Raw genomic sequence first — 25,755 nt, 5'->3', positions numbered from 1 at the left:
CGGGCGCGATTCCCAACCGCGCCCTTTTGTCTCAACCGAACGAGGTACTCACATGGCCGTTGGCAAGGTTTCTGACGCCGATTTCGAAGCCGAAGTGCTCAAGGCGACCGGGCCGGTGGTCGTCGACTTCTGGGCCGAGTGGTGCGGCCCCTGCCGCATGATCGCGCCCGCTCTCGATGAGATTTCCGGCGCGATGGGCGACAAGGTCAAGATCGTGAAGCTCAACGTCGACGAGAGCCCGAAGACGGCGTCGAAGTATGGCGTGATGTCGATCCCGACCCTGATGATCTTCAAGGGCGGCGAGATGGCGTCCCGTCAGGTCGGCGCCGCGCCGAAGGCCAAGCTGCAGCAGTGGATCACCGCTGCGGTCTGATCCCGCTTCTTCTGATTAATAAATTCGTGCACGGCCGGCGGATTCGCCGGCCGTTTGCGTTGGGACCGTGTGTGTTGCGTTTGAAGGTCCCGGCACTTGCCCTCCCCGCGTCAAAAGCCCGCTTCCAGGTCCACGCCGCTCGTTGCGATGGAGGCGCGCTCGGTCGATGCCATCCCGCGCGGGAAGGAGTGGCAGTACGAACCCAAGTGGGACGGCTTCCGCTGCCTGCTGAAACGCGAAGGCCGCAAAGTCGACCTGCGCTCGAAATCCGGCGAAGATCTCGGCCGCTATTTCCCGGAGCTGGTCGCCGCGGCGCTGAGCGTGAAGGCAACGTCATTCGTGCTCGACGGCGAGATCGTGGTGCCGCACGGCCGAACGTTCTCCTTTGACGATCTCCTGCAGCGCATCCACCCTGCCGCCAGCCGGGTGACGCGGCTGGCACAGGAAACGCCCGCCTTGTTTCTGACGTTCGATCTCTTGGCCGCGCCAACCATGAAGAAGCTTTCCGGCCAGCCTTTGAGCAAACGACGACCGCAGCTCGAGGCGTTCGCCAGGTCGCAATTGAAATCCAATTCCAGCTTTCGGCTGTCTCCCGCGACGACAAGCTACGCGCTTGCCGGGAAATGGCTGGCGCGATCCGGCGGCGGCTTCGACGGCGTGATCGCCAAGCGCCTGGACCTGCCCTATCAGGCCGGCAATCGCGACGGCATGCAGAAGATCAAAAGGTTCAGGAGCGCCGACTGTGTGGTCGGCGGCTTTCGCTACGCCACCAACAGGATCGGCGACCGCCAAGTGGTCGGCTCGCTGCTGCTCGGCCTCTATGACGACGATGGCTTGTTGCATCATGTCGGCTTCACCTCCGCAATCAGGCAACAGGACAAGGCGGCGCTCACCGACCGTCTCGAGCCGTTGATTGCAAAGCCCGGCTTTACCGGGAATGCGCCGGGCGGCCCGAGCCGGTGGTCGACCGAGCGCTCGGCGCAATGGTGTCCGCTGAAGCCGAAGCTCGTGATCGAGGTCTGCTACGACCATTTCAGTGGCGATCGTTTCCGCCACGGCACCTCGATCCTGCGCTGGCGTCCGGACAAGGCGCCGAAGCAATGCTCGTTCGAGCAACTGAAGCAGAAGGCGGCCGACCCGATGAAGCTGTTGAGGGGATAACGGCACTGCCGTTGCGGTGCAGCGAATAGGAACCCGGACAGGCAGTCGATGTTGAGGGATCAAATGGCCCTCAGGAGGGACCCATGTCGAACCCCAGATCAACCGCGCAGGTCGCGGGACATCCTATCCATCCGATGCTTATTCCATTTCCAGTCGTATGCTTTGTTTTGACCTTCGTTGCCGATCTCGCTTTCTGGAAGACGGGCACTGACTTCTGGGCCAGCGCCTCGCTCTGGCTGCTTGGCATCGGCTTGATCATGGCCGCGCTCGCCGCCATCGCCGGCGTGATCGATCTCCTCGGAGACGATCAGGTCCGCAATCTTTCCGATGCATGGCAGCACGCCGGCGGCAATGTCATCGCGGTGCTGATCGCGCTCTACAACTGGTATTTGCGCTTCGAGCACGGCGCATCCGCCATCGTGCCGACCGGTCTCGCGCTATCGTTCATCGTGGTCCTGATCCTGCTGTTCACCGGCTGGAAGGGCTGGGAGATGGTCTATCGCGAGCATGTCGGCGTCTCGGATGAGGCGCATATCCATTAGGCAAGTCAGCGAATCCATCCCGTCGCCAGCGCCGAGGCGAGTTCGGCCTGGCCGTGCTGCCGCGCCAGCGCCGCCATTGCTGCGTGGTCGTAGGGGATGTGGCGGAAGGTGACATCCCAGCCACCATCGACCTGTTCGAGGATCGCATAGCGCGCATCGGGCGAACCGGCCTCGACGACATGCGGATGCGGCTTGCCGGCGCGATAGCCGGGCGAGCCGACGCTGCCGGGATTGACGATCAGCCGGCCGTCGCGAAGTCGCATGGCGCGCGCGGTATGCGTGTGTGCGCAGAGGATCAGCGATTGCGGCACGCCGGCCGCTCTCGCCTCGATCGCTTCCAGCGGGGACATGCAGACTTCGCCGCCCGGCAGCACCGTCTCGAGCCAGTAGGTCTCGTCATTCTGGGGCGTTGCATGACAGAGGAAAACTTCGTCGCGATAGATCGAATTCGCCGGCAGCGTGCGCAGCCAGTCGAGATGCCGCGGCTCGAGCTGGGTATAGGTCAGCCGCTCCCAGGAGCCCATTTTCTCATGCGGGCGGTCGATCAGGTAGCGGTCGTGATTGCCGAGCAGATGGACCGCATCGAGCGCCATCAGCGTATCGATGGTGGGCCGGGCGTCGAGCGGCCCGCTCACCATGTCGCCGAGGTCGACGATGTCGGAAATGCCCTGCGCGCGGATGTCCGACAGTACGGCTTCGAGCGCGAGATGGTTGCCGTGGATGTCGGCGATCGCAGCAAAACGCATGATGCTCGTCCTCCCTCATGCGCACCGCATCCGGGACGCGTCACCTGTCATGCAGGAGGCGTGCCGTTGGCCGCAAGCACGGGACCGGCCAGATACAGCGAGCCCGTGATCAGGATCCGCGGCGGCACCTCATAGGCCAGCGCAGCAAGCCGCCGCAAGGCGGCGGCGACGCCATCAGCGATCTCGACCCGCATGCCGAGAGCTCGCGCGGCGTCCGCCAGTCTGTCCGGCGCCATGCCGTTGTCGCGGCCGGGCACCGGGACCGCGATGATGTGGCGGGTCAGTCCGGCGAAATTGGCGAGGAATGCGTCGGCATCCTTGTTGGCCATCATCCCGACGATCACCACCAGCGGCCGCGACACGCGCTCCTCCAGATCGCCGAGCGCAGCCGCCGCGACGCGGCCGCCCTCGGCATTGTGTCCGCCGTCGAGCCAGACCTCGGAGCCCTGCGGCCCCTGTCCGACGAGAGTGCCGGAAACCAGTCGCTGCATTCGCGCCGGCCATTCCGCATTGACGATGCCGGCTTCAAAGGCCGCGATGTTGAGCTTGAATGCGTCGATCGCGCGCAGGGTCGCGATCGCAAGGCCCGCATTGTCGAACTGGTGCCGGCCGAACAGTTTCGGCGCGGCGAGATCCAGCAGGCCGCGCTCGTCCTGATAGACCAGCCGGCCGCGCTCGACGCCGACATGCCATTGCTGGCCGGCCGCATGCAGCGGCGCGCGCATGCGGTTCGCCTGCGCCTCGATCACGGCCATCGCATCCGGCGCCTGCTCGGCACACACCACCGGCACCTTGCGCTTGATGATCGCGGCCTTCTCGCCGGCGATCGCCATCAGATTGTCGCCGAGGAATTCCATGTGGTCCATGCTCACCGGTGCGATCACCGAGGCGAGCGGCGCCTCGACCACATTGGTCGAATCGAGCCGGCCGCCGAGCCCGACTTCGAGCAATGCGACGTCGGCCGGATGCTTGGCGAACAGGCAGAACGCCACCGCCGTTTCCATCTCGAAGATGGTGATGGGACTATCGGCGTTGATGCGCTCGCAGTGCTCGAACGTCTCGCGCAGCTCTTCGTCGCCGACCAGCTTGCCGCCGCCGACGGCGCCCAGCCGGTAGCATTCGTTGATCCGCACCAGATAGGGCGAGGTGAAGACGTGCACGCGCAGGCCGGCGGCTTCGAGAATCGCGCGCAGATAGGCGATGGTCGAGCCCTTGCCGTTGGTGCCGGCGACATGGATCACCGGCGGCAGCTTGCGCTCGGGATGATCGAGCCGCTCCATCAGGCCGCGCATGCGATCGAGGCTGAGATCGATGCGCTTGGGATGCAGCGCCGATATCCGCGCGATCAACGCCTCAAACGAGGCTTGCGATGGGACGGCGCTCGCGGTCACGCGTGCGGCGCGGCCGGCACCGTCTCCGGCGCCGTGACGATCTGGGCCGGCTCGATGACCGCGGCCGTGGGCTTCGATGCGGATTCGAGCGCCGGCGCCTTGGTCAGCAGGCGGCACAGCCGCGCCAGCGTGGCCTTCATCTCGTGGCGGTGCACCACCATGTCGACCATGCCATGCTCGCGCAGATATTCGGCGCGCTGAAAGCCGTCCGGCAGCTTTTCGCGGATGGTCTGCTCGATCACGCGCGCGCCGGCAAAGCCGATCAGCGCACCGGGCTCGGCGATCTGGATGTCGCCGAGCATCGCATAGGACGCGGTGACACCGCCGGTGGTCGGATTGGTCAGCACCACGATGTAGGGCTGGCGCGCCTCGCGCAGCATCTGCACGCCGACGGTGGTGCGCGGCATCTGCATCAGCGACAAGATGCCTTCCTGCATCCGCGCGCCGCCGGATGCGGCGAACACGATGAAGGGCGACTTCTTCTCGACCGCGAGTTCGAGCCCGCGCACCATGGCTTCACCGGCGGCCATGCCGAGCGAGCCGCCCATGAAATCGAAATCCTGCACGGCGACCACGACGCCGGCACCTTCTAACTTGCCGTAGCCGACCTTGATCGCGTCGTTCAGCCCGGTCTTGGTGCGGGCGTCCTTGATGCGGTCGACATATTTGCGCTCGTCGCGGAATTTCAGCGGATCCGCCGTCACCTCGGGCAGCGCGACGTCGAACCAGGTCTCGTTGTCGAAGATCGACTTCAGGCGCGCCACCGCGCCCATGCGCATGTGGTAGTTCGAGCCGGGGATCACGAACTGGTTGGCCTCGACGTCCTTGTAGAACACGAGCTGCCCGGAATCCGGGCACTTGATCCAGAGGTTTTCCGGCGTCTCGCGCCGCAGGATGTTGCGGATCTTCGGCCGGACGACGTTGGTGAGCCAATTCATGGTTCGCTCCGAAATGCGGATCGGTTCCGCACCAGCTGGATATATGGCGGGCCGGGCGAGCCCGGCAAGCCGCCATCGGCGGCCTTGTTGCCGCAAAATGTGTCTTATTCAGCGGCCTGCTTGGCGCCCCGGACCCCCTGCGCCAGCGCCGACACCAGGTCCGCCACCGCGCTCACGGTCTTCGGCGTCGCACGGCCCTCGGCATCGAGGTTGGCGCGCACCACATCGACGATTGCGGTGCCGACCACCGCGCCGTTGGCGTTCTCGGCGATCGCGCGCGCCGTCTCCGGGGTGCGGATGCCGAAGCCGACGCAGACCGGCAGCTTGGTGTGCCGCTTGATGCGGGCCACGGCTTCCGCGACCACCTTCGAATCGGCCGTCGCGGCGCCGGTGATGCCGGTGATCGAGACGTAATAGACAAAGCCCGAGGTGTTGGCGAGCACCGCCGGCAGCCGCTTGTCGTCGGTGGTCGGCGTCGCCAGCCGGATGAAGTTCAGCCCGGCCTTCATCGCGGGGATGCAGAGCTCGGTATCTTCCTCCGGCGGCAGGTCGACGATGATCAGGCCGTCGACGCCGGCGGTCTTGGCGTCGGCCAGGAAGCGGTCGACGCCGTAGATGTAGATCGGATTATAGTAGCCCATCAGCACGATCGGCGTGGCGTTGTCCTCCTTGCGGAAGTCGCGGACCATCGCCAGCGTCTTGCGCAGCGTCATGCCGCCCTTGAGCGCGCGCAGACCGGCGGCCTGGATCGACGGGCCATCGGCCATCGGGTCGGTGAAGGGCATGCCGATCTCGATGACATCGGCGCCGGCCTTCGGCAGCGCCTTGAGGATGTCGAGCGAGGTCTTGGCGTCGGGATCGCCGGCCATCACGAAGGTGACGAAAGCGGAGCGGCCCTGCTGCTTCAGCTCGGAGAAACGTGCGTCGATACGGGTGGTCACTTCTTCCTCGCCTTCAAGATGTCGCCGACCTGCGGCACGTCCTTGTCGCCGCGGCCCGAGAGGTTGACCACCATCAGGTGATCCTTCGGTCGCTGCGGTGCGAGCTCGGACAGTTTCGCGATGGCGTGCGCCGATTCCAGCGCGGGGATGATGCCCTCGAGCCGCGACAGCAGCTGGAATGCGGCCAGCGCCTCCTCGTCGGTCGCCGAGAGATATTTCACGCGGCCGGTCTCGTGCAGCCAGGCGTGCTCCGGGCCGATGCCGGGATAATCGAGGCCGGCCGAGATCGAATGCGCTTCCTCGATCTGGCCGTCGGCGTCCATCAAGAGATAGGTGCGGTTGCCATGCAGCACGCCGGGACGGCCGCCGGCCAGCGAAGCGGCATGCAGCTGCGTCAGTCCGTGACCGGCAGCCTCGACGCCGAAAATCTCGATCAAGGGATCGTCGAGGAACGGATGGAACAGGCCCATCGCATTGGAGCCGCCGCCGATGCAGGCGATCAGCGAATCCGGCAGGCGGCCCTCGGCCTCCTGCATCTGCTTGCGTGTCTCGTGGCCGATGATCGACTGGAAGTCGCGCACCATCATCGGATAGGGGTGCGGACCCGCCACCGTGCCGATGCAATAGAAGGTGTTGTGCACGTTGGTGACCCAATCGCGCAGCGCGTCGTTCATCGCGTCCTTCAGCGTGCGCGCGCCCGACTGCACCGGGACGACCTTGGCGCCCAGCATCTCCATGCGGATCACGTTCGGCTGCTGCCGCTCGACGTCGACCGCGCCCATATAGACCACGCATTCGAGCCCGAACCGCGCGCACAGCGTCGCCGTCGCCACGCCATGCTGGCCGGCGCCGGTCTCGGCGATGATGCGCTTCTTGCCCATGCGGCGCGCGACCATGATCTGGCCGAGCACATTGTTGACCTTGTGCGAACCGGTGTGGTTGAGCTCCTCGCGCTTCAGATAGATCTTGGCGCCGCCGAGATGCTCGGTGAGCCGCTCGGCGAAATAGAGCGGCGAGGGCCGGCCGACATAATCCTTCAGATAGACATTCATCTCGGCCTGGAACGCCGGATCGGCCTTGGCGTCGGCATAGGCTTTTTCGAGATCGAGGATCAGCGGCATCAGCGTTTCCGCAACGAAGCGTCCGCCGAAAATGCCGAAATGCCCGCGCTCGTCGGGACCGCTGCGGAAGGAATTGGGCAGGTTTGGATTCATCGAACCATCAGTTCTTCTTGCCGGCTTGCGGCGCTGTTTCCGTTCCCTCGCCCCGCTCTTGCGGGGAGAGGGCTGGGGTGAGGGGTTTCTCCAATTGCTCGATCATCGTTGCAGCGCCCCTCACCCGCCCGCGCGTTGCGCGGTCGACCTCTCCCCGTGAACGGGGAGAGGTGAAGAATGCTGGATTGCGCGCGCGGCGCGGATGAAGGCGCGGATCAATTCGGGATCCTTGACACCGGGCGTGCGCTCGACGCCCGACGAGACATCGACGCCGCCGGCGCGCGTGACGCGGACGGCTTCAGTGACGTTGTCGGCGTTGAGCCCGCCGGAGACCATGTAGGGCAGCGCAAGATCGAGATTTTCCAGCACGTGCCAATCGAAGGGCGCGCCGAGGCCACCCGGCCGCGTGGCATCCTTCGGCGCGCGGGCATCGAACAGGATGCGATCGGCGACACCGGCATAACCCGGCAGCGGCGCAAGGTCGGCCGACGTCTCGACCGGCAGCGCCTTCATCAGCGGCAGGCCGAACTTCGCCTTGATGTCGCGCAGCCGCGCCGTGGTCTCCTTGCCATGCAATTGCAGGATATCCGGCCGCAGCGTCTCGACGATGTTTTCCAGGATCGCATCGTCGGCATCGACGGTGAGGGCGACCTTGACGGCGCGGCCCTTGGCGCGGCTGCCAAGCTCGCGCGCGGTCTCGAGGCTGATGTGACGCGGCGACGGCGGAAAGAATACGAACCCCACCATATCGGCACCGCCTTCAAGCGCGACGTCGAGCGTCTCGCGCGTGGACAGGCCGCAGATTTTGACGAGCAGGGGCATGGTCTCGAAACGGGTCTCAAAACGGGTTGTCGGGCGACCGGAACCGGGGTGAACCCTGGTCCGGTGGGGCGGGTTCTACAACGTCGCGCCCTGCTTGTCTCGCCCGGCGGCCCCGTAAAAGCCGAGTTGCGCCGGGGCCGGACGGCGCTGCGCGTCGTCCCGGGAGGCGGCGGCCTTGAGGTCGGCGAGCTCGGCGCGGACATGGCGGGCGTCAGCCTCGTGCTGCCGGGCCGCGCGGCGCCAGCGCCCTTGCTTGAACCAGGTTCCGATGCCGCCCGCGATCACGCCCAGGATCGCGGAGGCGATGATGACGACGAACAACGGCAGCGTGACCGCAACCGTCGGGGTCACCGAATTGAAGGGATCAAACGACACCGTCACCCAGTGACGGTTAGCGACTGCAAAAATGATGAAGATCAGACCGAGCGGAACGACGACCACTGCCGTGAAGAACTTTCGCATGACCATCTCTCGCAGCGATGGAGCAAATGCGGGCATATCGCCCGCAACACGGCAACGCCTGACGTCGCGCCTTAGGCGTCGGCCTTAAGCATCAGCCTTGGGCGCATCGACCTTGGCGGCGCCCGCCTCGGTCACGTCGCGGTTGAGGCGCTCGCGCATTTCCTTGCCGGTCTTGAAGAACGGCACGCTCTTCTGGTCGACCGGCACATGCTCGCCGGTGCGTGGATTGCGGCCGGCGCGCGCCGGGCGGTGCTTCACCGAGAATGCGCCAAAACCGCGCAACTCGACACGGTCGCCACGTGCCAGCGCTGCGACGATTTCATCGAGAATCGCATTCACAATGTTCTCGACATCCCGCTGATAGAGGTGCGGGTTGTGCTCGGCGATACGCTGAACAAGTTCGGATTTGATCATCGAAAGTGGGATCCGGGCTCTTGCGGAAACCCATTTCCGTGAAAATGCCGTGCACTGTCAAGACGCTAAATCGATTTAGGGCGTCGTGAAATCACGTGACAAATAGCCCAATTGGGGCATGCGGCGATTCCCGCAAAGCGGGAATAGCCTGACGAGCACGCCTTTGGCAGCCGATCAGTTGGTTCCAGCCGGGCTCCACAGCGCCAGCATGCCGTCAAGCCCGAACCGGTCGACCGCCTCGGCCACGCCGCCCTGCTCGATCCGCCGCGCGATCGCACCAAGACCGAACGCATCGAGCGTCACGGACGCCGCCGTGCGCAGGAAGGTCAGATCGCCGAACCGCGGATTAAGCTTGTAATTGCGCACCGGCAGGTCGCTTTTGACCTTCTTCTCGGCAACCAGCCAGGCGATCGCGGTCTTCTCGTCCCCCAGCTGATCGACCAGCTTGAGATCGACCGCCTGCCGGCCGGTGAAGACGCGACCGTCCGCGACCTTCTCCAGCAGGTCATCGTCCATGCCGCGCCGTTGCTTCACCAATCCACGGAACCATGCATAGGAGTCCTTGACGAGACCGTCGATCGCGGCACGGGCCTCCGGGCTGGTCGGCTCGAAGCCGTTCGGCGCGGCCTTCAGCGGGGAAGATTTGATCTCCTCCATCTTCACGCCGACAGTCTTGAGCAATTCCGAAACGTTCGGATATTGGAACAGAACGCCGATCGAGCCGACCAGCGAGGTCTGCTGGGCGACGATATGATCGGAGGCGATCGCCGTGATGTAGCCGCCCGAGGCGGCCAATCCCTCGACCACGACGACAAGCGGCTTCTTCGCCTTCAGCTGCATCAGCGAGTCGTAAAGCTGCTCGGAGCCCGCGGTCGTACCGCCGGGCGAATTGATGTGCACGACAACAGCCGCATAGCTCGACTTTCCGAGCCGCTCCAGCGCCTCGACGCGATCCTGGTCGCTGCGGATCAGTCCGTCGATATTGACCCGCGCGATCGTGTTCGACGTCGAAAAGGTGCCGCGCCCGCCGGCGGCGATCACGCCCACGCCGACGATGGCCGCGATCGCAATGACCGCGGCGGCGACGCGCCAAAACGTCAGTTTGCGCCTGATGCGGCGACGATCGACGATCACGTCCGAATCCAGCGACATCCGATCTCTCCAGAAATGGTCAGCGCGCAATCCGCGCGTTTTGCAGTCGCAGCGTCACTATCAGCTTAGCCAAATACATCAATTGCGACGCAATATGAAGAAAACAAGGCCCGGTATTCGGAGGCACTCGTAGCCCGGGTGCACGTGCGCTTCATCCCAGCCGCGCCCTAACCTCCCCTTGAAAAGGGGAGGTCGCTTTGCTCGCCAGAGCAAAGCGGGTGGGGATCAGCTCTCTCCATGAGCAGCATCGCCTGTGGCTGACCCCCATCCCGTCCTTCCACCTTTCAGGTCCTTTCAGGGGGAAGGGGAAGACAAATCCGTAGCCCGGATGAAGCGAAGCGTAATCCGGGAGGCTTCAGCAGCACGGATAGAAAGTCCCGGATTTCGCTTCGCTTCATCCGGGCTACGGATGCCCCAAAGCAAAGGGCCCCGGCTTGCGCCGGGGCCCCGATTGTTCGCCTCAAATCGCGCGAACGCTTACTTGTCGGTGCCGCGGTTCTTCAGCGCGGTGCCGAGGATATCGCCAAGCGTCGCACCCGAATCGGAGGAGCCGTACTGCGCGATGGCTTCCTTCTCTTCGGCGACTTCCAGCGCCTTGATCGAGACCTGCACCTTGCGGGCCTTCTTGTCGAACTGGATGACGCGGGCATCGACCTTCTCGCCGACGGCGAAGCGCTCGGCGCGCTGGTCGTTGCGGTCGCGGGCCAGCTCGGACCGCTTGATGAAGGTGGTGAACTCGGTGCCCGAAATCCGGACCTCGATGCCGCTCTCCTTCACTTCGAGCACTTCGCAGGTCACGACCGCGCCCTTCTTGACGTCGCCCGGCTCGGCGAAGGGGTCGCCTTCGAGCTGCTTGACGCCGAGCGAGATGCGCTCCTTCTCGACATCGACATCGAGCACCACGGCCTTGACCATGTCGCCCTTCTTGAAGTTGTCGATGACCTGCTCGCCCGGAAGCTTCCAGTCGAGGTCGGAGAGGTGGACCATGCCGTCGACATCGCCCTCGAGACCGAGGAACAGACCGAACTCGGTCTTGTTCTTGACCTCACCCTCGACCACCGAACCGACCGGGAACTTCTCGACGAAGACTTCCCAGGGATTGCGCATGGTCTGCTTGAGACCGAGCGAGATGCGGCGCTTGACCGAATCCACTTCCAGCACCTGCACTTCGACTTCCTGCGAGGTCGAAACGATCTTGCCGGGGTGCATGTTCTTCTTGGTCCACGACATCTCGGAGACGTGGATCAGGCCTTCGATGCCCGGCTCGAGCTCGACGAACGCGCCGTAGTCGGTGATGTTGGTGACGCGGCCGGTGAAGCGGGCACCCAGCGGGTACTTGCCTTCGATGCCCTGCCACGGATCATCCAAGAGCTGCTTCATGCCGAGCGAGATGCGGTGCGTCTCGTGGTTGATCTTGATGATCTTGACCTTGACGGTCTGGCCGATGGTCAGCACCTCGGTCGGGTGGTTGACGCGGCGCCAGGCGATATCGGTCACGTGCAGCAGGCCGTCGATGCCGCCGAGATCAACGAACGCACCGTAATCGGTGATGTTCTTGACCACGCCGTCGATCACCTGACCCTCTTCGAGGTTCTGCACCAGCTCCTGGCGCTGCTCGGCGCGGGTCTCTTCGAGAACCGTGCGGCGCGACACCACGATGTTGCCGCGGCGGCGGTCCATCTTGAGGATCTGGAACGGCTGCGAATTGTTCATCAGCGGCGCAACGTCGCGGATCGGACGAATGTCGACCTGCGAGCGCGGCAGGAAGGCCACCGCACCGTCGAGGTCGACCGTGAAGCCGCCCTTGACCTGGTTGAAGATGACGCCGTTGACCTTTTCGTTGTTCTGGAACGCCTTCTCGAGCTTGCCCCAGCTTTCCTCGCGGCGCGCCTTGTCGCGCGACAGCACGGCTTCGCCCAGCGCATTCTCGATACGGTCGAGGAACACCTCGACTTCGTCACCGACCTTGAGATCGCTTTCACGGCCGGGGCCGGCGAACTCACGCAGCGCAACGCGACCTTCGGTCTTCAGGCCGACGTCGATGACGGCCATGTCCTTCTCAATTGCAACCACCTTGCCCTTGATGACCGAGCTTTCCTGCAAATTGCCGCCGGCAAAGGACTCATCAAGCATCGCCGCGAAGTCATCGCGGGTGGGAGTATAGGAAGACGCAGAATTCGAAACCATTTGTTCTCCAGATGCGGGATCTCGCCGGCCGTTCGGGTTGATGGGCGCACCGTGCGTGAAGTGTCGGGGTTCCGCAAACCCTGACGACCGCTCATTGCAGGAGGTGCAACAGCGGGCCGGCAGCAAGACTGCACGTTCGGTACGTATGATTGATCCGGAGCCTGAAACGAAAATATCGACTGCAAGACCTGGGAGCGGGCGTTCCTCCAGATGCGGCGTTGGTTTCGTTTGAGATTGGTTCAAACCCATCGCCGGCCCGCTCAGACACGGCCTCGACATCGTCGATGCTGCTCCGAACGGCGCTGATATAGCCCTGCATGCGACTTTCGGCAAGCAGGAAATGCCCCATTTTGCTGGGTTTTCGGGCCGAGAGCGACGCGACGGCCCGCGATTCTAGCGCCTGGCGCGCGCGGCCTCGACGATGGCGATGGCGGCACGCACGCCGGCCTCGATATCGAGGTTCGAATTGTCCAGCGTGTGGGCGTCCGGAGCCGGCCGCAAGGGTGCAATCGCCCGGTTCTTGTCTCGCTCGTCGCGCTTGAGGATGTCGGCGAGCACCGCCTCTTCGTCGGCGTCCTCGCCGCGGGCGCGCGCCTCCAGCGTGCGCCGCCGTGCCCGCACGCGGGGGTCGGCGACCACGAAGATCTTCACGTCGGCATCCGGGCAGATCACGGTGCCGATATCGCGTCCGTCCAGCACCGCACCGGGCGGATCGGCGGCAAACTGGCGCTGGAAGTTCACCAGCACCTCACGAACCTGCGGAATCGCCGACACCACGGAGGCGGCATCGCCGACCTTCTGGGTCTTCAGGATCGGATTGCCGAACTTTTCGGGGTCGAGCTCGAGCGCCGCGGCCACGGCCAGCACCTCGTTGCTGAGCTCGGCACCAGCTTGAATCATCGCATAGGCCACCGCACGGTAGATCACGCCGGTGTCGAGATGACGATAGCCGTAGTGGTGGGCGAGCCGCTTGCCAAGCGTGCCCTTGCCCGAGGCGGCGGGTCCGTCGATGGCGATGATCATGCGAAATCAGCTCCGAGCGCGCGCATCATCGGGATGAAATCCGGAAAACTGGTGGCGATGAAGGCGGTATCGTCGATTTTCACCGGCCGATCGGAGGCGCAGCCCATCACCAGCGCCGACATCGCGATGCGATGATCCATATGGGTGGCAACGAGGCCGCCGCCTGGAACATGGCCGCGGCCCTCGACGATCAGATCGTCGCCGGAGACCTCGACCTTGACGCCGTTGACCCGCAGCATGTCGGCGGTGGCTTCAAGGCGGTCGGATTCCTTGACGCGCAGCTCCTGCAGGCCGCGCATGATCGTGGTGCCCTCGGCGAAGGCGGCCGCGACCGCCAGCACCAGATACTCGTCGATCATCGACGGCGCGCGCTCCGGCGGCACTTCGACACCCTTCAGCTTCGAGGCGCGCACACGCAGCTGCGCCATCGGCTCGCCGGCATCGCCGCGCACATCGCTCTCCTCGATCGAGGCGCCCATCTCGCGCAGCGTGGTGAACAGGCCGGTGCGCAGCGGATTGGTCATCACGTCTGAGAACACGACATCGGACCCTTCGACGATCAGTGCGGCCACGATCGGGAATGACGCGGAGGACGGATCGGCGGGCACCACGACGTTGGCGCCGTGCAGCTCGGGCTCGCCGTGCAGCGAGATTCGCCTGCCGTGGCTGCCTTCCTGCTCGGAGGATATCTCGGCGCCGAAATGCTTCAGCATCAGCTCGGTGTGGTCGCGGCTTGCCTCCTGCTCGATCACCGTCGTGATGCCGGGCGCGGAGAGCCCCGCCAGCAACACCGCGGACTTGATCTGGGCCGAGGCGACCGGCGTCTTGTAGACGATCGGCACCGGATAGCGGGCGCCGTGCAGGGTGAGCGGCAGCCGGCCGCCCTCCCTTATGTCGCTGGTTCGGGCGCCCATCAGCTCCAGCGGGTCGAGGATGCGGCGCATCGGCCGCGAGCGCAGCGAGGCGTCGCCGTCGAAAATGGCGGCGATCGGGCAACCGGCCACCGCGCCCATCACCAGCCGGCAGCCGGTGCCGGAGTTGCCGAAATCGAGCGGCGCGGCAGGCTGGGCGAAGCCGCCGACCCCGACGCCGGACACCGACCAGGTAAACGGCGCCGACCGCTCCACTTTGGCGCCGAGCGCGCGCATGGATTTGGCGGTATTGAGGACGTCCTCGCCCTCCAGGAGGCCGGAAATGCGGGTTTCGCCGACCGAAAGCGCCCCCAGGATCAGGGCGCGGTGGGAAATCGATTTGTCGCCGGGAACGCGGACCGTGCCGGCCAGGGGGCCGCACGCGCGCGAGTCCAGCGAGGTCGGGGTGTCAGAATGGGCCAAGATTGTGTCCTCTCGCGTCGCGGCAGGTATCACATAGGCAACACCGCGTCACGCGCCCGTCAAATGCGCGCAGACCGCTATTGACAGCGGCTCCTCAACTAGCCAAGTGAAGCTCCGTTTTTCAGGAAAATTCTGGGATTACCACGTGGCCAAGTCCGAGCTCGGAACCAAGCGCATTTGCCCGACCACGGGCAAGAAGTTCTACGACCTCAACAAGAATCCGGTGATCTCGCCCTATACCGGCGAAGTCGTGCCGATCGCGCCGATCGCCCCGCCGCGGGGCCGTGGCGCCACCGTCAGTTCGCCTGCGACCGCAGCCGACATGCCGGAGCCCGCCGAGGCCGAGGAGATGGTCTCGCTCGAGGAGGCCGATGCCGAGGAGAACACCGGGAAGGTCAAGGCCCAGGTTCCCGAATCCGAGGACGATATCGAGGTCGATGAGACCATCGACGACGATGACGACGACGATTCGACCTTCATCGCCGACGAGGAAGAGGGCGATGAGGACGTGACCGACATCATTGGTGACGTCGGAGGCGACGAAGAGACTTGAGATCGGCGCCGATCTATGATCAACGGTGCTGCCGCGCGAGTCGTCCAGGCCGCGCGGACCGGGATCGATCCCCCAGGATCATCCCAACTGGATAAGGGGCCATAGCTCAGCTGGGAGAGCGCTTGCATGGCATGCAAGAGGTCGGCGGTTCGATCCCGCCTGGCTCCACCAGCCTTCGCGAGCTTCGGCTCGGCAAGCCCGAATAGTCCATCGTAGCGAAGTGAGCGAAGGCTGCCGCGGCGTAGCCCAAAGGGCGGAGCCGGGCTCTCTCCGAAATCCGAATGCGTTAGCATCCACCCCATCAGCCGTGTGTTGGGGGGAACAGATGAAATACGTTTACATTCTCGAGAGCCTTGATTGCCTGCACTTCTATGTCCGGATTACCGATCTGCGGGCTAGACTGGCTAAGCACAATGCCGGGGAAGTGCCCCATACATCCAAATTTGGACCGTGGCGGCTCAAGACCTACGTCGCTTTCAGCGACGAGAAGCAGGCCGTCGCTTTTGAAAATATCTGAAGTCCGCATCCGGCCGCGCCTTCGCCAAGAAGCGCCTCTAACCGCCCCGACCGCCCCTACTCCCCCAGCACCGCATTCAGCCGGTCGCGCAGCGCGACGATCTCGTCCTTCATCGCCATCAGTTCGCCGACGGTGCAGTCCGAGGCCGCGAGGATCGACTGCGGCACGGCCTTGGCCTTTTCGCGCAGCGCGTGGCCCTGCGGCGTCAGCGCGATCAGCACCACCCGCTCGTCCGCGGTGCTGCGGGTCCGTTTGATCAACTCCGCCGCCTCCAGCCGCTTCAAGAGCGGCGTCAGCGTTCCGGAATCCAGGAACAGGCGCTCGCCGAGGTCCTTCACCGCGACGTCGTCGCGCTCCCACAGCGCCAGCATCACGAGATACTGCGGATAGGTCAGCCCGAGCCGGTCGAGCAGCGGCTTGTAGACGCGGTTGAAGGCGTGCGCGGTCGAATAGACCGCAAAGCAGATCTGATTGTCGAGCCGCAGCGCCTGATCCGCGGCCGTCGGTTTCCTGGCCATGATTCCCATCGAATCCATCTCGTTTCCGGGTCATTCTGGGCTCACGGGACCGCGGATTCAATTGCGAACAATTAAATGTGAGACCGCATATTTTATATTGTGCGCAATCTATTTGCGTGCAATACATGCGTCATCGAATTCAAGCCCAACCCACCAAGGGAGACCACGATGTCTGTGAACGTGCTCTACAAGACCAGCGCCAAGGCAACCGGCGGCCGCGACGGCCATGCGGCGACGCTCGACGGCGCACTCGACGTCAAGCTCACGACCCCGAAGGAGCTCGGTGGCGGCGGCGGCGCCGGCAACAATCCGGAGCAGCTGTTCGCGGCCGGCTATGCCGCCTGCTTCATCGGCGCGATGAAGTTCGTGGCCTCGCAGGGCGGCCCCAAGGTTCCCGCCGACGCCTCGGTGACCTCGACGGTCGGCATCGGCCCGCGCTCGGAAGGCGGCTTCGGCCTCGCCGTCGAGCTCGCGGTGTCGCTGCCCGGCCTTGCGCGCAACGATGCCGAAGCGCTGGTCGAGAAGGCCCACCATGTGTGCCCCTATTCCAACGCGACCCGTGGCAATGTCGACGTCAAGCTGAGCGTCGTCTAATTCCACATCACGCAATGGTCCGCCGCAACACGTGGCGGACCATTGCTCTTTCAGCGGCTGGTTCGCTTGGCGAACGCATGCGCCGCCTGCTGCATGGGCCTGCGCCGACGGAAGCATTGCTGCCCCGGCTGAAGACCGTTAGCTCTGGGACCCTCGTTATCTGATCCCAACTGAGCGAAGGTTGCTTCCATGAATACCCCAGCGGCTACGGGCGCGATGACCGGCCTGCGCGTGATCGATCTGACGCGCGTGCTCGGCGGTCCGTATTGCACCCAGATTCTCGCCGACCACGGCGCCGACGTGATCAAGGTCGAGCCGCCCGCCGGCGACGAGGTGCGAGACTGGGGTCCTCCCTTCCACGAAGAAGACGCGGCCTATTTCGTCGGCATCAACCGCAACAAGCGCTCGATCGGCCTCGACCTCGCTTCCGAGGGCGGACGCGCGGTGCTGATGAAGATGCTCGAGACCGCCGACGTGCTGATCGAGAATTTCAAGCCCGGCACGCTCGACAAATGGGGCATCGGCAACGACGTGCTGCGCGCGAAATTTCCGCGCCTCGTGCATTGCCGGATCTCCGGCTTCGGCGCCGACGGCCCGCGCGGCGGCAATCCCGGCTATGACGCGATCATCCAGGCGATGACCGGCATGATCGCGGCGACCGGCTCGCCGGAGAGCGGCCCGATGCGGATCGGCGTGCCGCTGGTCGACATCACCACCGGGCTCTACGCCACGATCGGCATCCTGATGGCGCTGTCGGAGCGGCAGCGCTCGGGGCTCGGCCAGTTCATCGAGACGACGCTGTACGAGACCGGGCTCGCGATCATGCATCCGCACACCGCGAACTACTTCATGCACGGCAAGCCGCCGTCGCTCACCGGCAACGAGCATCCCAACCTCGTTCCGTACGCGATCTTCCCGACCAAGACCGACAACATCTTCATCGGCGTCGGCAATGACGGAACCTTCCGCAAGCTCGCCAAGGAGATCGGCAAGCCCGAGCTCGGCACCGACCCGCGCTTTGCCCGCAACAAGGAGCGCATCGCCAACCGCGATGCGCTCCGCGTCGAGCTGGCCGCGGTGTTCAGCCAGCACGAGGCCGAGCAGCTGTGCAACCGGCTGCTCGCCGCCGGCCTGCCGGCTGGCCCGGTGCAGAAGATCGACCAGGCGCTGACCAACCCGCACACCATTCATCGCGGCGACGTCATCGAGAAGGATTGGTACAAGGGCGTCGCCTCGCCGATCCGCCTCGAACGCACCAAGCCGAACCTGCGCCGGACGCCGCCGAAGTTCAGCCAGCACGCCGCGGAAGTGCTCGGCGAGTTCGGCTACTCGAAGGACGAGATCAACGGCCTGGTTGAGAAGGGCGTGGTCTGCGGTCCCCAGCGCAAGCGCTAAAGGCGTTTTCGAGCCTGTCCCGCACGCGATGCGGGATGCGCACCGGTTCGCGTCAGGACAAAGCTGGAGCGTCGGCCCGTATCGAACCGGCCGACGCATCAACACTGCGGTGCAACGTCGCGTTTGGCGCTGCACCGCACGGAGCCGGCTGCGGTCTTCGCCTTTTTTACCGCTTCCCTTCGCTTCGGCTTCCCCCCTACCATGACTTTCGTTTATACGGTCATTTGAACGTCATCCGGCGCTGATAACGCGCGCAACGAAAGATGATGTTCCAATTGGGAGGGGTTTTGATGTTCTTTCGACGACTAGGCGCTGCCGCGGCAGCCGCTGCCGCGCTTGCATTCGCGTCGCCCGCGTTCGCGGTGACCGAGATCCAGTGGTGGCACGCGATGACCGGCGCCAACAACGACGTCATCGTCAAGCTGGCCAACGACTTCAACGCCTCGCAATCCGACTACAAGGTGATCCCGACCTACAAGGGCGGCTACGCCGACACCATGAACGCCGGCATCGCCGCGTTCCGCGCCGGCAACGCGCCGCATATCATGCAGGTGTTCGAGGTCGGCACCGCGACGATGATGGCCGCCACCGGCGCCGTCAAACCGGTCTACAAGCTGATGGCCGACGCCGGCGAGAAGTTCGATCCGGGCGTCTATCTGCCCGCGATCACCGGCTACTACTCGACCTCCAAGGGCGAGATGCTGTCGTTCCCCTTCAACTCGTCGTCGACGGTGATGTGGATCAATCTCGATGCGCTGAAGAAGGCCAACATCGCGGAGATTCCGAAGACCTGGCCGCAAGTGTTCGACGACGCCAAGAAGCTGAAGGCAGCCGGCTATAACACCTGCGGCTTCTCCGGCTCGTGGGTCACCTGGGTCAATCTCGAACAGCTCTCGGCCTGGCACAATGTGCCGCTCGCCAGCAAGGCCAATGGCCTCGACGGCTTCGACACCGTGCTCGAATTCAACGGCCCGCTGCAGGTCAAGCATCTCGAGAGCCTCGTCGAGCTGCAGAAGGACAAGACCTACGACTATGCCGGCCGCACCAACACCGGCGAAGGCCGCTTCACCTCGGGCGAATGCCCGATCTACCTGACCTCGTCGGCCTTCTTCGGCAACGTCAAGGCGCAGGCCAAGTTCAACTTCACCGCGGCGCCGATGCCGTATTATCCCGACGCCAAGGGCGCGCCGCAGAACTCGATCATCGGCGGCGCCTCGCTCTGGGTGATGGGCGGCAAGTCGGCCGAGGAATACAAGGGCGTGGCCAGGTTCCTGACCTTCCTCTCGGACACCGACCGCCAGGTCTGGATCCACAAGGCCTCGGGCTATCTGCCGATCACCAAGGCCGCCTATGCCAAGGCCAAGGAAGAAGGCTTCTACAACGACCAGCCCTATCTCGAGACCCCGCTGCTCGAGCTCACCAACAAGGAGCCGACCGCGAATTCCCGCGGTCTGCGCCTCGGCAACATGGTGCAGCTGCGCGACATGTGGTCGGAGGAGATCGAGCAGGCGCTGGCCGGCAAGAAGACCGCCAAGCAGGCGCTGGACGCCGCCGTCGAGCGCGGCAACCAGATGCTGCGGCAGTTTGAAAAGACCGCCGTCCGCTGACATGATGCCTTCGGGCATGAACCGGACAAGCGCGAAGCGGTTTTCCACCATGCCCAGACGACAAGCTAAGGCGCGATGACGATCCAACCTCATCTCATCGCGCTTTAGGGCGATCAACCGGCGGGCCGCATCCGCGGCCTGCCCTTCTTCCGAGCCCATGCAAAAGCAAGCGATTTTCCAGTCAAAGCTGTTGCCTTACGCGCTGGTTGCCCCGCAACTCGCGATCGTCCTGATCTTTTTCTACTGGCCGGCCCTGCAGGCGGTGATCCAGTCCTTCCTGCTGCAGGACGCCTTCGGCCTCTCCACCAGCTTCGTCTGGTTCGAGAACTATCTCGAGCTGTTCAAGGACCCGGCCTATTTCGCGGCGATCGTCCGGACCTTCGTGTTCTCGTTCGCGATCGCGGTCTCATCGCTGTCCTTCGCGCTGCTGCTCGCGGTGATGGCTGACAGGCCGCTGCGCGGCTCGACGCTGTATCGCACGCTGCTGATCTGGCCCTATGCGGTGGCCCCGCCGGTGGTTGGCGTACTCTGGGTGTTCATGCTGCACCCCTCGCTCGGCGTGCTGTCGCGCTATCTGCGCGCCATGGGCATCGACTGGAATCCGCTGCTCGACGGCGATCAGGCGGCGGCCCTGATCATCCTCGCCGCGGCCTGGAAGCAGATCTCCTACAATTTCCTGTTCTTCCTCGCCGGGCTGCAGAGCATCCCGAAAAGCGTGATCGAGGCCGCCGCGATCGACGGCGCCCGGCCGATGCGGCGGTTCTGGACCGTGATCTTCCCGCTGCTGTCGCCGACCATCTTCTTCCTCTTGGTCATCAACATCGTCTACGCCTTCTTCGACACTTTCGGCATCATCGACACCATGACCCGCGGCGGTCCCGGCAAGGCGACCGAGACGCTGGTTTACAAGGTCTATACGGACGGCCTGCTCGGCGGCAATCTCGGCTCGTCGGCGGCGCAGTCGGTCATCCTGATGGTCATCGTCGTCATGCTGACGGCGATCCAGTTCCGCTTCGTCGAACGCAAGGTGACCTACTGATGGTCGAGGCGGAAGGCTTCCAGCGCTATCTGGCTCACGCCATCCTGTGGATCGGGATCGCGATCGTCGCCTTCCCGGTCTATCTCGCGCTGGTCGCCTCGACCCAGGACAACGCCGTGATCGCCAACGGCCAGATGTCGCTGCTGCCCGGCGGCCATTTCCTCCAGACCTACTACCAGACGCTGTTTGTCGGCACGAGCGGCTCGACCCGCGAGCCGGTGCTCCACATGATGCTGAACTCGCTGGTCATGGCGCTCTTGATCGCGGTCGGCAAAATCGCGATCTCGATCATCTCGGCCTACGCGATCGTGTATTTCCGGTTTCCGTTCCGGATGGCGATCTTCTGGATCATCTTCATCACGTTGATGCTGCCGGTCGAGGTACGCATCTATCCGACCTACAAGATCGTCGCCGATCTGCATCTGCTCGACAGCTATGCCGGCCTGTCGCTGCCGCTGATTGCGTCGGCCACCGCGACGCTGCTGTTCCGCCAGTTCTTCATGACCGTGCCGGATGAATTGCTGGAGGCTTCGCGGATCGACGGCGCAGGCCCGTTCCGCTTCTTCTGGGATACGCTGCTGCCGCTGTCGCGCACCAACATGGCCGCGCTGTTCGTGATCCTCTTCATCCTCGGCTGGAATCAGTACCTCTGGCCGCTGTTGATCACCACGCGCGACGACATGCAGACCATCCAGGTCGGCATCCGCAAGATGATCACGACGACGGACGCGCTGACCGAATGGCCGATTGTGATGGCGACCGCGTTGCTCGCGATGCTGCCGCCGGTGTTCGTCGTCGTCGTGATGCAGAAACTGTTCGTGCGCGGATTGGTGGAGACGGAAAAGTAATGGCTAACGTCACGCTGCGCAGCGTCCGCAAGACCTATCCCGGCGGCTTCGAGGCCATCAAGGGTGTCGATGTCGACGTCGGCGACGGCCAGTTCTGCGTGCTGGTCGGCCCATCCGGCTGCGGCAAGTCCACGCTGCTCCGCATGGTCGCGGGGCTCGAGACCATCACCGGCGGCGAGATCGACATCGGCGGCCGCGTCGTGAACCAGGTCGAGCCTGCTGATCGCGACATCGCGATGGTGTTCCAGAACTACGCGCTCTATCCGCATATGAGCGTCTACAACAACATGGCCTACGGCCTGCGCAACCGCGGCATGGCCGAGGCCGAGATCAAGACCCGCGTCGAGGAAGCCGCGCGCGTCCTCGAGCTCTCGCCGATGCTGGAGCGCAAGCCGCGCCAGCTTTCCGGCGGCCAGCGCCAGCGCGTCGCGATGGGCCGCGCCATCGTGCGCCAGCCGAAAGTGTTCCTGTTCGACGAGCCGCTGTCGAACCTCGACGCCAAGTTGCGCATCGCGATGCGGGTCGAGATCCGCAAACTGCAGCGCCGGCTCAACACCACGTCGATCTACGTCACCCACGACCAGCTCGAGGCGATGACGCTCGCCGACATCCTCGTCGTCATGAACGGCGGCCAGGTCGAGCAGGTCGGCAATCCGCTGGACATCTACCAGAAGCCGGCGACCACCTTCGTCGCCTCCTTCATCGGCGCCCCGCCGATGAACCTGATGCCGCTGCGCGCGGACGAGCTGAAGCCCCAGATCACGGGCGCCGACGGCGCCGGCATTGTCGGGATCCGGCCGGAGGATTTCGTGATCTCGAGCGAGACCGCATCCGGCGGCGTCGCGCTCGGCCTCACCGTCGAGGCGATCGAGCATGTCGGCGCCGAGACCTTCGTCTACGGCAGCCGCCAGCGCGAGGAGCAGGGCGTTGCCGCCAATCCGGGCGAGCTGCCGCCCGGTGAGGTGATCGTCCGGGTTCCCGGCGTCTCGGGTCCCGCCATCGGCGAGCGGATCCGGGCCGTCGCCCCCCGCGACAAGCTGCATCTTTTTACCGCCGATGGCCGCAAGCGCGTCGGGGAGTAACCGATCGGGAAGAATTTACCCCCATGTTGCGGGCGTTTAGGCTGGTTTCGGGGCTGCTTGAACGCTATCCAGATCGCCCCCATATCCCTCACTGACCGGAGGCCAGACGGCCCGCCGGTTGCATGGGGCGCCGCAAGGGCCCCTCAAAGTCGCTTCGAGAGGACTTTGTAATGTCTCGTGTTCCATCGTTGTCCAGTCCGTTCCTTCTGGGATTCGACGAGATCGAGCGTGCGCTCGACCGCGTCGTGAAGGGCGCCGACGGCTATCCTCCGTACAACATCGAGCGGTGCGACCGTACCAACGGGCAGCCTGAGCGGCTGCGCATCACGCTGGCGGTGGCGGGCTTCACCCGCGACCAACTCGATGTAACTATTGAGGAAAATCAGCTCGTCATCCGCGGCCGCCAGCAGGACGACAAGGCCCGGCAATACATCCATCGCGGCATCGCCGCGCGCCACTTCCAGCGCACCTTCGTGCTGGCGGAGGGGATGCATGTGCTGGGCGCGGATCTGAAGAACGGGTTGTTGTCGATCGACCTGGCCAGGCCGGAACCTGAACGGGTCATTAAGACAATCGCTATCAATGAGCACGAATAATAGAAACAACGAGCGGACTCGACCGCTTATCTGACTGAGGAGTCGAGACCATGAGTGAACTGAGTACCACCACCATCGAATCCGAGAGCGTCACGCCGGAAGCGCTGGCCCATCTGGGCGAAGGTCATATCGCCTACGTGAAGCAGGTCCGCTCCGAGGACGTGCCGGATCTCTTTCCGCAAGCGCCGAAGATCGCGCCGGGCCTCAAGCTGTTCGCACTGCACGCCGCCGACGGCACGCCGATCATGCTGACCGACAGCCGCGAAGCCGCGGTCGCAAATGCGTGGAGCAACGAGCTGCAGGCCGTCAGCGTCCACTGACGCAAATCTACGGCTGAATTCAGCATCCGCGAATTCAATGCGCGGGCCTGCTTCGTCACCGAGGGGGCCTGCGCATTTTTTATGGCGATGAGGTCGACGTGGCGAGCATCGGGCCCATGCTGAGCTGCACCTCGCCGGGCACGTTGTAGTCGCGCATCAGCATGCGGTTGTTGCGCAGCCCGCAGGCTTCCCGCTGCACCACGAACATCCAGAGCGCATGGCCGGCCTCCCGCACCAGGAGGCGCCGTGCCTGTTGTGTTGACGTCGATGTTTCAGCGCGCGGATGGGCGGCATCGAACTCGCGCAGCCTGGCGAGTGCCTGTTCCAGCGCGCGGCCCATGCGGCCGAGCGCACTCGCCCTCTCTTCGGCGAGCTCGTAAGCGAGAACGTCGACGGGAACGCGATCAAGGCGAAAATCGCGGGACATCAGTCATCCCTGGTTCGTTGCGCGCGTCCGTCTTCCGGTGTCATCGGCTGGTTGTCAATAGGTGCTCGTGTCGTCGATCGCCAAGCGAAAGCTCGCTCAACTTGAGCAATTCATTGCACAGGCTTGGGCAGCGGACCATGGCCGCAGCTCCATTTCGCTCTGTGCATTTCCGTGCTGTAATAACTTCCTGCGAGAAGCACTGCGACAAGGAATTTCCAGCACGAATTATTCGCCGCCAAATCGATTGAAGGAGATGCGAACATGCAGAAGAGCTCGCTGATCAATCTCGTTGCTTCGGTGTCGATTTCCGTCCTCGCGACAGGTGTCGCGATTTCCGCGCAGGACAAGTACAGCCTGCAGGTGCCCAACGGGCTCGCGTTCTCCGAGTTCAGGGGATACGAGGACTGGCCGGTGATCGCGATCAGCGAGAACGAAGGCGTCATCGCCGTGATCCTGGGCAATCCGGTGATGATCGGCGCTTACCGGGAGGGCGTGCCCGGCAATGGCAAGCCGTTCCCGGATGGCGCCAAGATGGCGAAGATCCATTGGATCCCGAAGAAGCAGGAGGCGTATCCCGGTCAACCGACGGTGCCGGGTGCGCAGCATGACGTCGACTTCATGGTCAAGGACAGCAAGAGGTTCGCAGACAGTGGCGGATGGGGATACGGCGCGTTCGAGTATGACGCGGCGTCAGATGTGTTCAGGCCCGCCACCACGGCGGACAATCCGCCCCAGGAAAACGACGCGAAGTGCGGCCATGCGTGCCACACGGTGGTACAGAATCGCGACTACGTCTTCACCGAGTACGGCAAGAGGTAGACATCGGATCGCACGGGCTAGCGTTGCACCAGCCGCGCGCGGATGTCCGGCTTCAGCACCTTGCCGACCTTGGAACGCGGCAGATCGTCCCAGACCTCGATCTGCTTCGGCGTCTTGATGCTGCCGATCTGCTGCTTGACGAAGGCGGCGAGCCCGCTCGCATCGACAGTGTGGCCGACGCGCGGCTGCACCACGGCGACGATCCGCTCGCCCCATTTGTCGTCAGGCAATCCGATGACGGCGCAATCCTGCACCGCCTCGTGGGCGCGCAACGCGTTCTCGACCTCGATCGAATATACGTTGAAGCCGCCGGTGATGATCATGTCCTTGGCGCGATCGACGATATAGAGATAGCCGTCGCCGTCGATGTAGCCGATGTCGCCGGTGTGGTGCCAGCCATGCGCCGAAGCCTCGCGCGTGGCCTCGGGGTTCTTGTAGTAGCCTTCCATCACCAGCGAGCCGCGTACCACAATCTCGCCGCGCGATCCCGCCGGCAACAGCTTGCCGTCGCCATCCATGATGCCGGCCTGCACCAGCGGGCCGATCCGCCCGGCCGACGAGAGTCGCTCCATCGCGATGGTGCCGTCCGGATTGTAGTGATCGGCGGGCGGCATCATCGAGATCATCATCGGCGCCTCGGTCTGGCCGAACAGCTGCGCCATAGGCCAAGTCGGAGGCCAAGCGGTCTTAGGAAGACAACTATAACACTCAACTCCTTGGCTCACAGAACGACATGGCTA

At 64.4% G+C, this 25,755-nt stretch carries 29 protein-coding genes and 1 tRNA gene; 15 read left to right on the top strand and 15 right to left on the bottom strand.

The genetic code is table 11. The features are described from left to right. Positions 1 to 52 precede the first annotated feature (52 nt). The 3 genes from trxA to Q2M23_RS35520 all read left to right on the top strand — a co-directional run bounded on the left by trxA (position 53) and on the right by Q2M23_RS35520 (position 2,076). On the top strand, positions 53 to 373 hold the full coding sequence (gene trxA / locus Q2M23_RS35530) for a thioredoxin (RefSeq protein ID WP_016847387.1): 321 nt from the start codon (positions 53 to 55) through the stop codon (positions 371 to 373). A gap of 96 nt (positions 374 to 469) precedes the next feature. After that, entirely contained in the window at positions 470 to 1,534 is a 1,065-nt protein-coding gene (locus Q2M23_RS35525) for an ATP-dependent DNA ligase (protein WP_316398514.1), read from the top strand. An 83-nt stretch (positions 1,535 to 1,617) separates the two neighbouring features. Continuing rightward, complete coding sequence (locus Q2M23_RS35520; RefSeq protein WP_076833804.1) at positions 1,618 to 2,076, top strand: DUF2231 domain-containing protein; 459 nt, start codon at positions 1,618 to 1,620, stop codon at positions 2,074 to 2,076. Positions 2,077 to 2,081: 5 nt separating this feature from the next. On the opposite strand, the gene Q2M23_RS35515 is transcribed toward Q2M23_RS35520, so the two are convergent. The 12 genes from Q2M23_RS35515 to aroA form a co-directional block, all read right to left on the bottom strand. Then, positions 2,082 to 2,822, bottom strand: a complete 741-nt coding sequence (locus tag Q2M23_RS35515) for a metallophosphoesterase family protein (protein WP_076833802.1) — start codon at positions 2,820 to 2,822, stop codon at positions 2,082 to 2,084. A gap of 47 nt (positions 2,823 to 2,869) precedes the next feature. Next, positions 2,870 to 4,114: a bifunctional folylpolyglutamate synthase/dihydrofolate synthase gene (locus tag Q2M23_RS35510; protein ID WP_233475501.1), complete on the bottom strand. Its 1,245-nt coding sequence runs from the start codon at positions 4,112 to 4,114 to the stop codon at positions 2,870 to 2,872. Between the two features lie 95 nt (positions 4,115 to 4,209). Further along, the gene (gene accD, locus Q2M23_RS35505) at positions 4,210 to 5,151 is read right to left on the bottom strand and encodes an acetyl-CoA carboxylase, carboxyltransferase subunit beta (RefSeq protein WP_316398513.1); all 942 of its coding nucleotides are present in this window, start codon (positions 5,149 to 5,151) and stop codon (positions 4,210 to 4,212) included. 104 nt (positions 5,152 to 5,255) lie between these two features. Then, positions 5,256 to 6,092: a tryptophan synthase subunit alpha gene (gene trpA, locus Q2M23_RS35500; protein WP_076833796.1), complete on the bottom strand. Its 837-nt coding sequence runs from the start codon at positions 6,090 to 6,092 to the stop codon at positions 5,256 to 5,258. After that, on the bottom strand, positions 6,089 to 7,306 hold the full coding sequence (trpB, locus tag Q2M23_RS35495; RefSeq protein WP_057020413.1) for a tryptophan synthase subunit beta: 1,218 nt from the start codon (positions 7,304 to 7,306) through the stop codon (positions 6,089 to 6,091). Before trpB ends, trpA begins: the two co-directional genes overlap by 4 nt. Before the next feature lie 120 nt (positions 7,307 to 7,426). Beyond that, positions 7,427 to 8,128, bottom strand: coding sequence for a phosphoribosylanthranilate isomerase (locus tag Q2M23_RS35490; protein ID WP_316398512.1), 702 nt, complete (start codon positions 8,126 to 8,128; stop codon positions 7,427 to 7,429). Between the two features lie 75 nt (positions 8,129 to 8,203). After that, entirely contained in the window at positions 8,204 to 8,590 is a 387-nt protein-coding gene (locus Q2M23_RS35485; RefSeq protein WP_253588354.1) for a lipopolysaccharide assembly LapA domain-containing protein, read from the bottom strand. 84 nt (positions 8,591 to 8,674) lie between these two features. Next, a complete protein-coding gene (locus Q2M23_RS35480; RefSeq protein WP_016847379.1) occupies positions 8,675 to 9,004 on the bottom strand; it encodes an integration host factor subunit beta in 330 nt (109 codons plus the stop codon). 174 nt (positions 9,005 to 9,178) lie between these two features. Continuing rightward, a complete protein-coding gene (gene sppA / locus Q2M23_RS35475; RefSeq protein ID WP_168856666.1) occupies positions 9,179 to 10,156 on the bottom strand; it encodes a signal peptide peptidase SppA in 978 nt (325 codons plus the stop codon). Positions 10,157 to 10,633: 477 nt separating this feature from the next. Next, complete coding sequence (gene rpsA, locus Q2M23_RS35470; protein WP_028337539.1) at positions 10,634 to 12,343, bottom strand: 30S ribosomal protein S1; 1,710 nt, start codon at positions 12,341 to 12,343, stop codon at positions 10,634 to 10,636. Between the two features lie 393 nt (positions 12,344 to 12,736). Next, complete coding sequence (gene cmk, locus Q2M23_RS35465; protein WP_057020410.1) at positions 12,737 to 13,366, bottom strand: (d)CMP kinase; 630 nt, start codon at positions 13,364 to 13,366, stop codon at positions 12,737 to 12,739. Next, positions 13,363 to 14,700, bottom strand: a complete 1,338-nt coding sequence (aroA, locus tag Q2M23_RS35460) for a 3-phosphoshikimate 1-carboxyvinyltransferase (protein ID WP_316398511.1) — start codon at positions 14,698 to 14,700, stop codon at positions 13,363 to 13,365. Before aroA ends, cmk begins: the two co-directional genes overlap by 4 nt. 145 nt (positions 14,701 to 14,845) lie before the next feature. Between aroA and Q2M23_RS35455 the strand changes: the two genes are divergently transcribed. The 3 genes from Q2M23_RS35455 (at position 14,846) to Q2M23_RS35445 (ending at position 15,770) form a co-directional block, all read left to right on the top strand. Next, positions 14,846 to 15,253: a TIGR02300 family protein gene (locus tag Q2M23_RS35455; RefSeq protein ID WP_057020408.1), complete on the top strand. Its 408-nt coding sequence runs from the start codon at positions 14,846 to 14,848 to the stop codon at positions 15,251 to 15,253. Between the two features lie 95 nt (positions 15,254 to 15,348). Continuing rightward, positions 15,349 to 15,424, top strand: a tRNA-Ala gene (locus Q2M23_RS35450). 154 nt (positions 15,425 to 15,578) lie between these two features. Beyond that, the gene (locus Q2M23_RS35445; RefSeq protein ID WP_076833793.1) at positions 15,579 to 15,770 is read left to right on the top strand and encodes a GIY-YIG nuclease family protein; all 192 of its coding nucleotides are present in this window, start codon (positions 15,579 to 15,581) and stop codon (positions 15,768 to 15,770) included. A 56-nt stretch (positions 15,771 to 15,826) separates the two neighbouring features. Here Q2M23_RS35445 and Q2M23_RS35440 read toward each other — a convergent pair whose 3' ends face one another. Then, positions 15,827 to 16,288: a MarR family winged helix-turn-helix transcriptional regulator gene (locus Q2M23_RS35440; RefSeq protein WP_057020441.1), complete on the bottom strand. Its 462-nt coding sequence runs from the start codon at positions 16,286 to 16,288 to the stop codon at positions 15,827 to 15,829. Between the two features lie 168 nt (positions 16,289 to 16,456). Between Q2M23_RS35440 and Q2M23_RS35435 the strand changes: the two genes are divergently transcribed. The 8 genes from Q2M23_RS35435 to Q2M23_RS35400 all read left to right on the top strand — a co-directional run bounded on the left by Q2M23_RS35435 (position 16,457) and on the right by Q2M23_RS35400 (position 23,769). Then, positions 16,457 to 16,882, top strand: a complete 426-nt coding sequence (locus tag Q2M23_RS35435) for an organic hydroperoxide resistance protein (RefSeq protein ID WP_076833862.1) — start codon at positions 16,457 to 16,459, stop codon at positions 16,880 to 16,882. Between the two features lie 189 nt (positions 16,883 to 17,071). Next, positions 17,072 to 18,277 (top strand): CaiB/BaiF CoA-transferase family protein, encoded by a 1,206-nt coding sequence (locus Q2M23_RS35430; RefSeq protein ID WP_316398510.1) that lies wholly within the window; start codon positions 17,072 to 17,074, stop codon positions 18,275 to 18,277. A 290-nt stretch (positions 18,278 to 18,567) separates the two neighbouring features. After that, a complete protein-coding gene (gene ugpB / locus Q2M23_RS35425) occupies positions 18,568 to 19,884 on the top strand; it encodes a sn-glycerol-3-phosphate ABC transporter substrate-binding protein UgpB (RefSeq protein WP_316398509.1) in 1,317 nt (438 codons plus the stop codon). Between the two features lie 157 nt (positions 19,885 to 20,041). Further along, on the top strand, positions 20,042 to 20,923 hold the full coding sequence (gene ugpA, locus Q2M23_RS35420) for a sn-glycerol-3-phosphate ABC transporter permease UgpA (protein ID WP_057020405.1): 882 nt from the start codon (positions 20,042 to 20,044) through the stop codon (positions 20,921 to 20,923). Continuing rightward, positions 20,923 to 21,771 (top strand): sn-glycerol-3-phosphate ABC transporter permease UgpE, encoded by an 849-nt coding sequence (gene ugpE / locus Q2M23_RS35415; protein ID WP_316398508.1) that lies wholly within the window; start codon positions 20,923 to 20,925, stop codon positions 21,769 to 21,771. Before ugpA ends, ugpE begins: the two co-directional genes overlap by 1 nt. Beyond that, a complete protein-coding gene (locus tag Q2M23_RS35410) occupies positions 21,771 to 22,853 on the top strand; it encodes a sn-glycerol-3-phosphate import ATP-binding protein UgpC (RefSeq protein WP_316398507.1) in 1,083 nt (360 codons plus the stop codon). Before ugpE ends, Q2M23_RS35410 begins: the two co-directional genes overlap by 1 nt. 170 nt (positions 22,854 to 23,023) lie before the next feature. Further along, positions 23,024 to 23,449, top strand: a complete 426-nt coding sequence (locus Q2M23_RS35405) for an Hsp20 family protein (RefSeq protein WP_057020402.1) — start codon at positions 23,024 to 23,026, stop codon at positions 23,447 to 23,449. Positions 23,450 to 23,499: 50 nt separating this feature from the next. Further along, the gene (locus tag Q2M23_RS35400; protein WP_016843536.1) at positions 23,500 to 23,769 is read left to right on the top strand and encodes a DUF1150 family protein; all 270 of its coding nucleotides are present in this window, start codon (positions 23,500 to 23,502) and stop codon (positions 23,767 to 23,769) included. A gap of 79 nt (positions 23,770 to 23,848) precedes the next feature. On the opposite strand, the gene Q2M23_RS35395 is transcribed toward Q2M23_RS35400, so the two are convergent. Further along, complete coding sequence (locus Q2M23_RS35395; RefSeq protein ID WP_057020400.1) at positions 23,849 to 24,196, bottom strand: DUF6665 family protein; 348 nt, start codon at positions 24,194 to 24,196, stop codon at positions 23,849 to 23,851. A gap of 261 nt (positions 24,197 to 24,457) precedes the next feature. On the opposite strand from Q2M23_RS35395, the gene Q2M23_RS35390 reads away from it, so the two are divergent. Next, complete coding sequence (locus Q2M23_RS35390) at positions 24,458 to 25,015, top strand: cytochrome P460 family protein (RefSeq protein ID WP_316398506.1); 558 nt, start codon at positions 24,458 to 24,460, stop codon at positions 25,013 to 25,015. Positions 25,016 to 25,032: 17 nt separating this feature from the next. Here Q2M23_RS35390 and Q2M23_RS35385 read toward each other — a convergent pair whose 3' ends face one another. Continuing rightward, positions 25,033 to 25,677, bottom strand: coding sequence for an AMP-binding enzyme (locus tag Q2M23_RS35385; RefSeq protein WP_316398505.1), 645 nt, complete (start codon positions 25,675 to 25,677; stop codon positions 25,033 to 25,035). Between the last annotated feature and the right edge of the window lie 78 nt (positions 25,678 to 25,755).

Origin of the sequence: Bradyrhizobium sp. 33ap4, from assembly GCF_032654765.1 — a bacterium.
In the GTDB taxonomy this organism is placed as follows: Bacteria; Pseudomonadota; Alphaproteobacteria; order Rhizobiales; family Xanthobacteraceae; genus Bradyrhizobium; species Bradyrhizobium australafricanum.
This window is presented reverse-complemented; position numbering and strand designations above follow the sequence as displayed.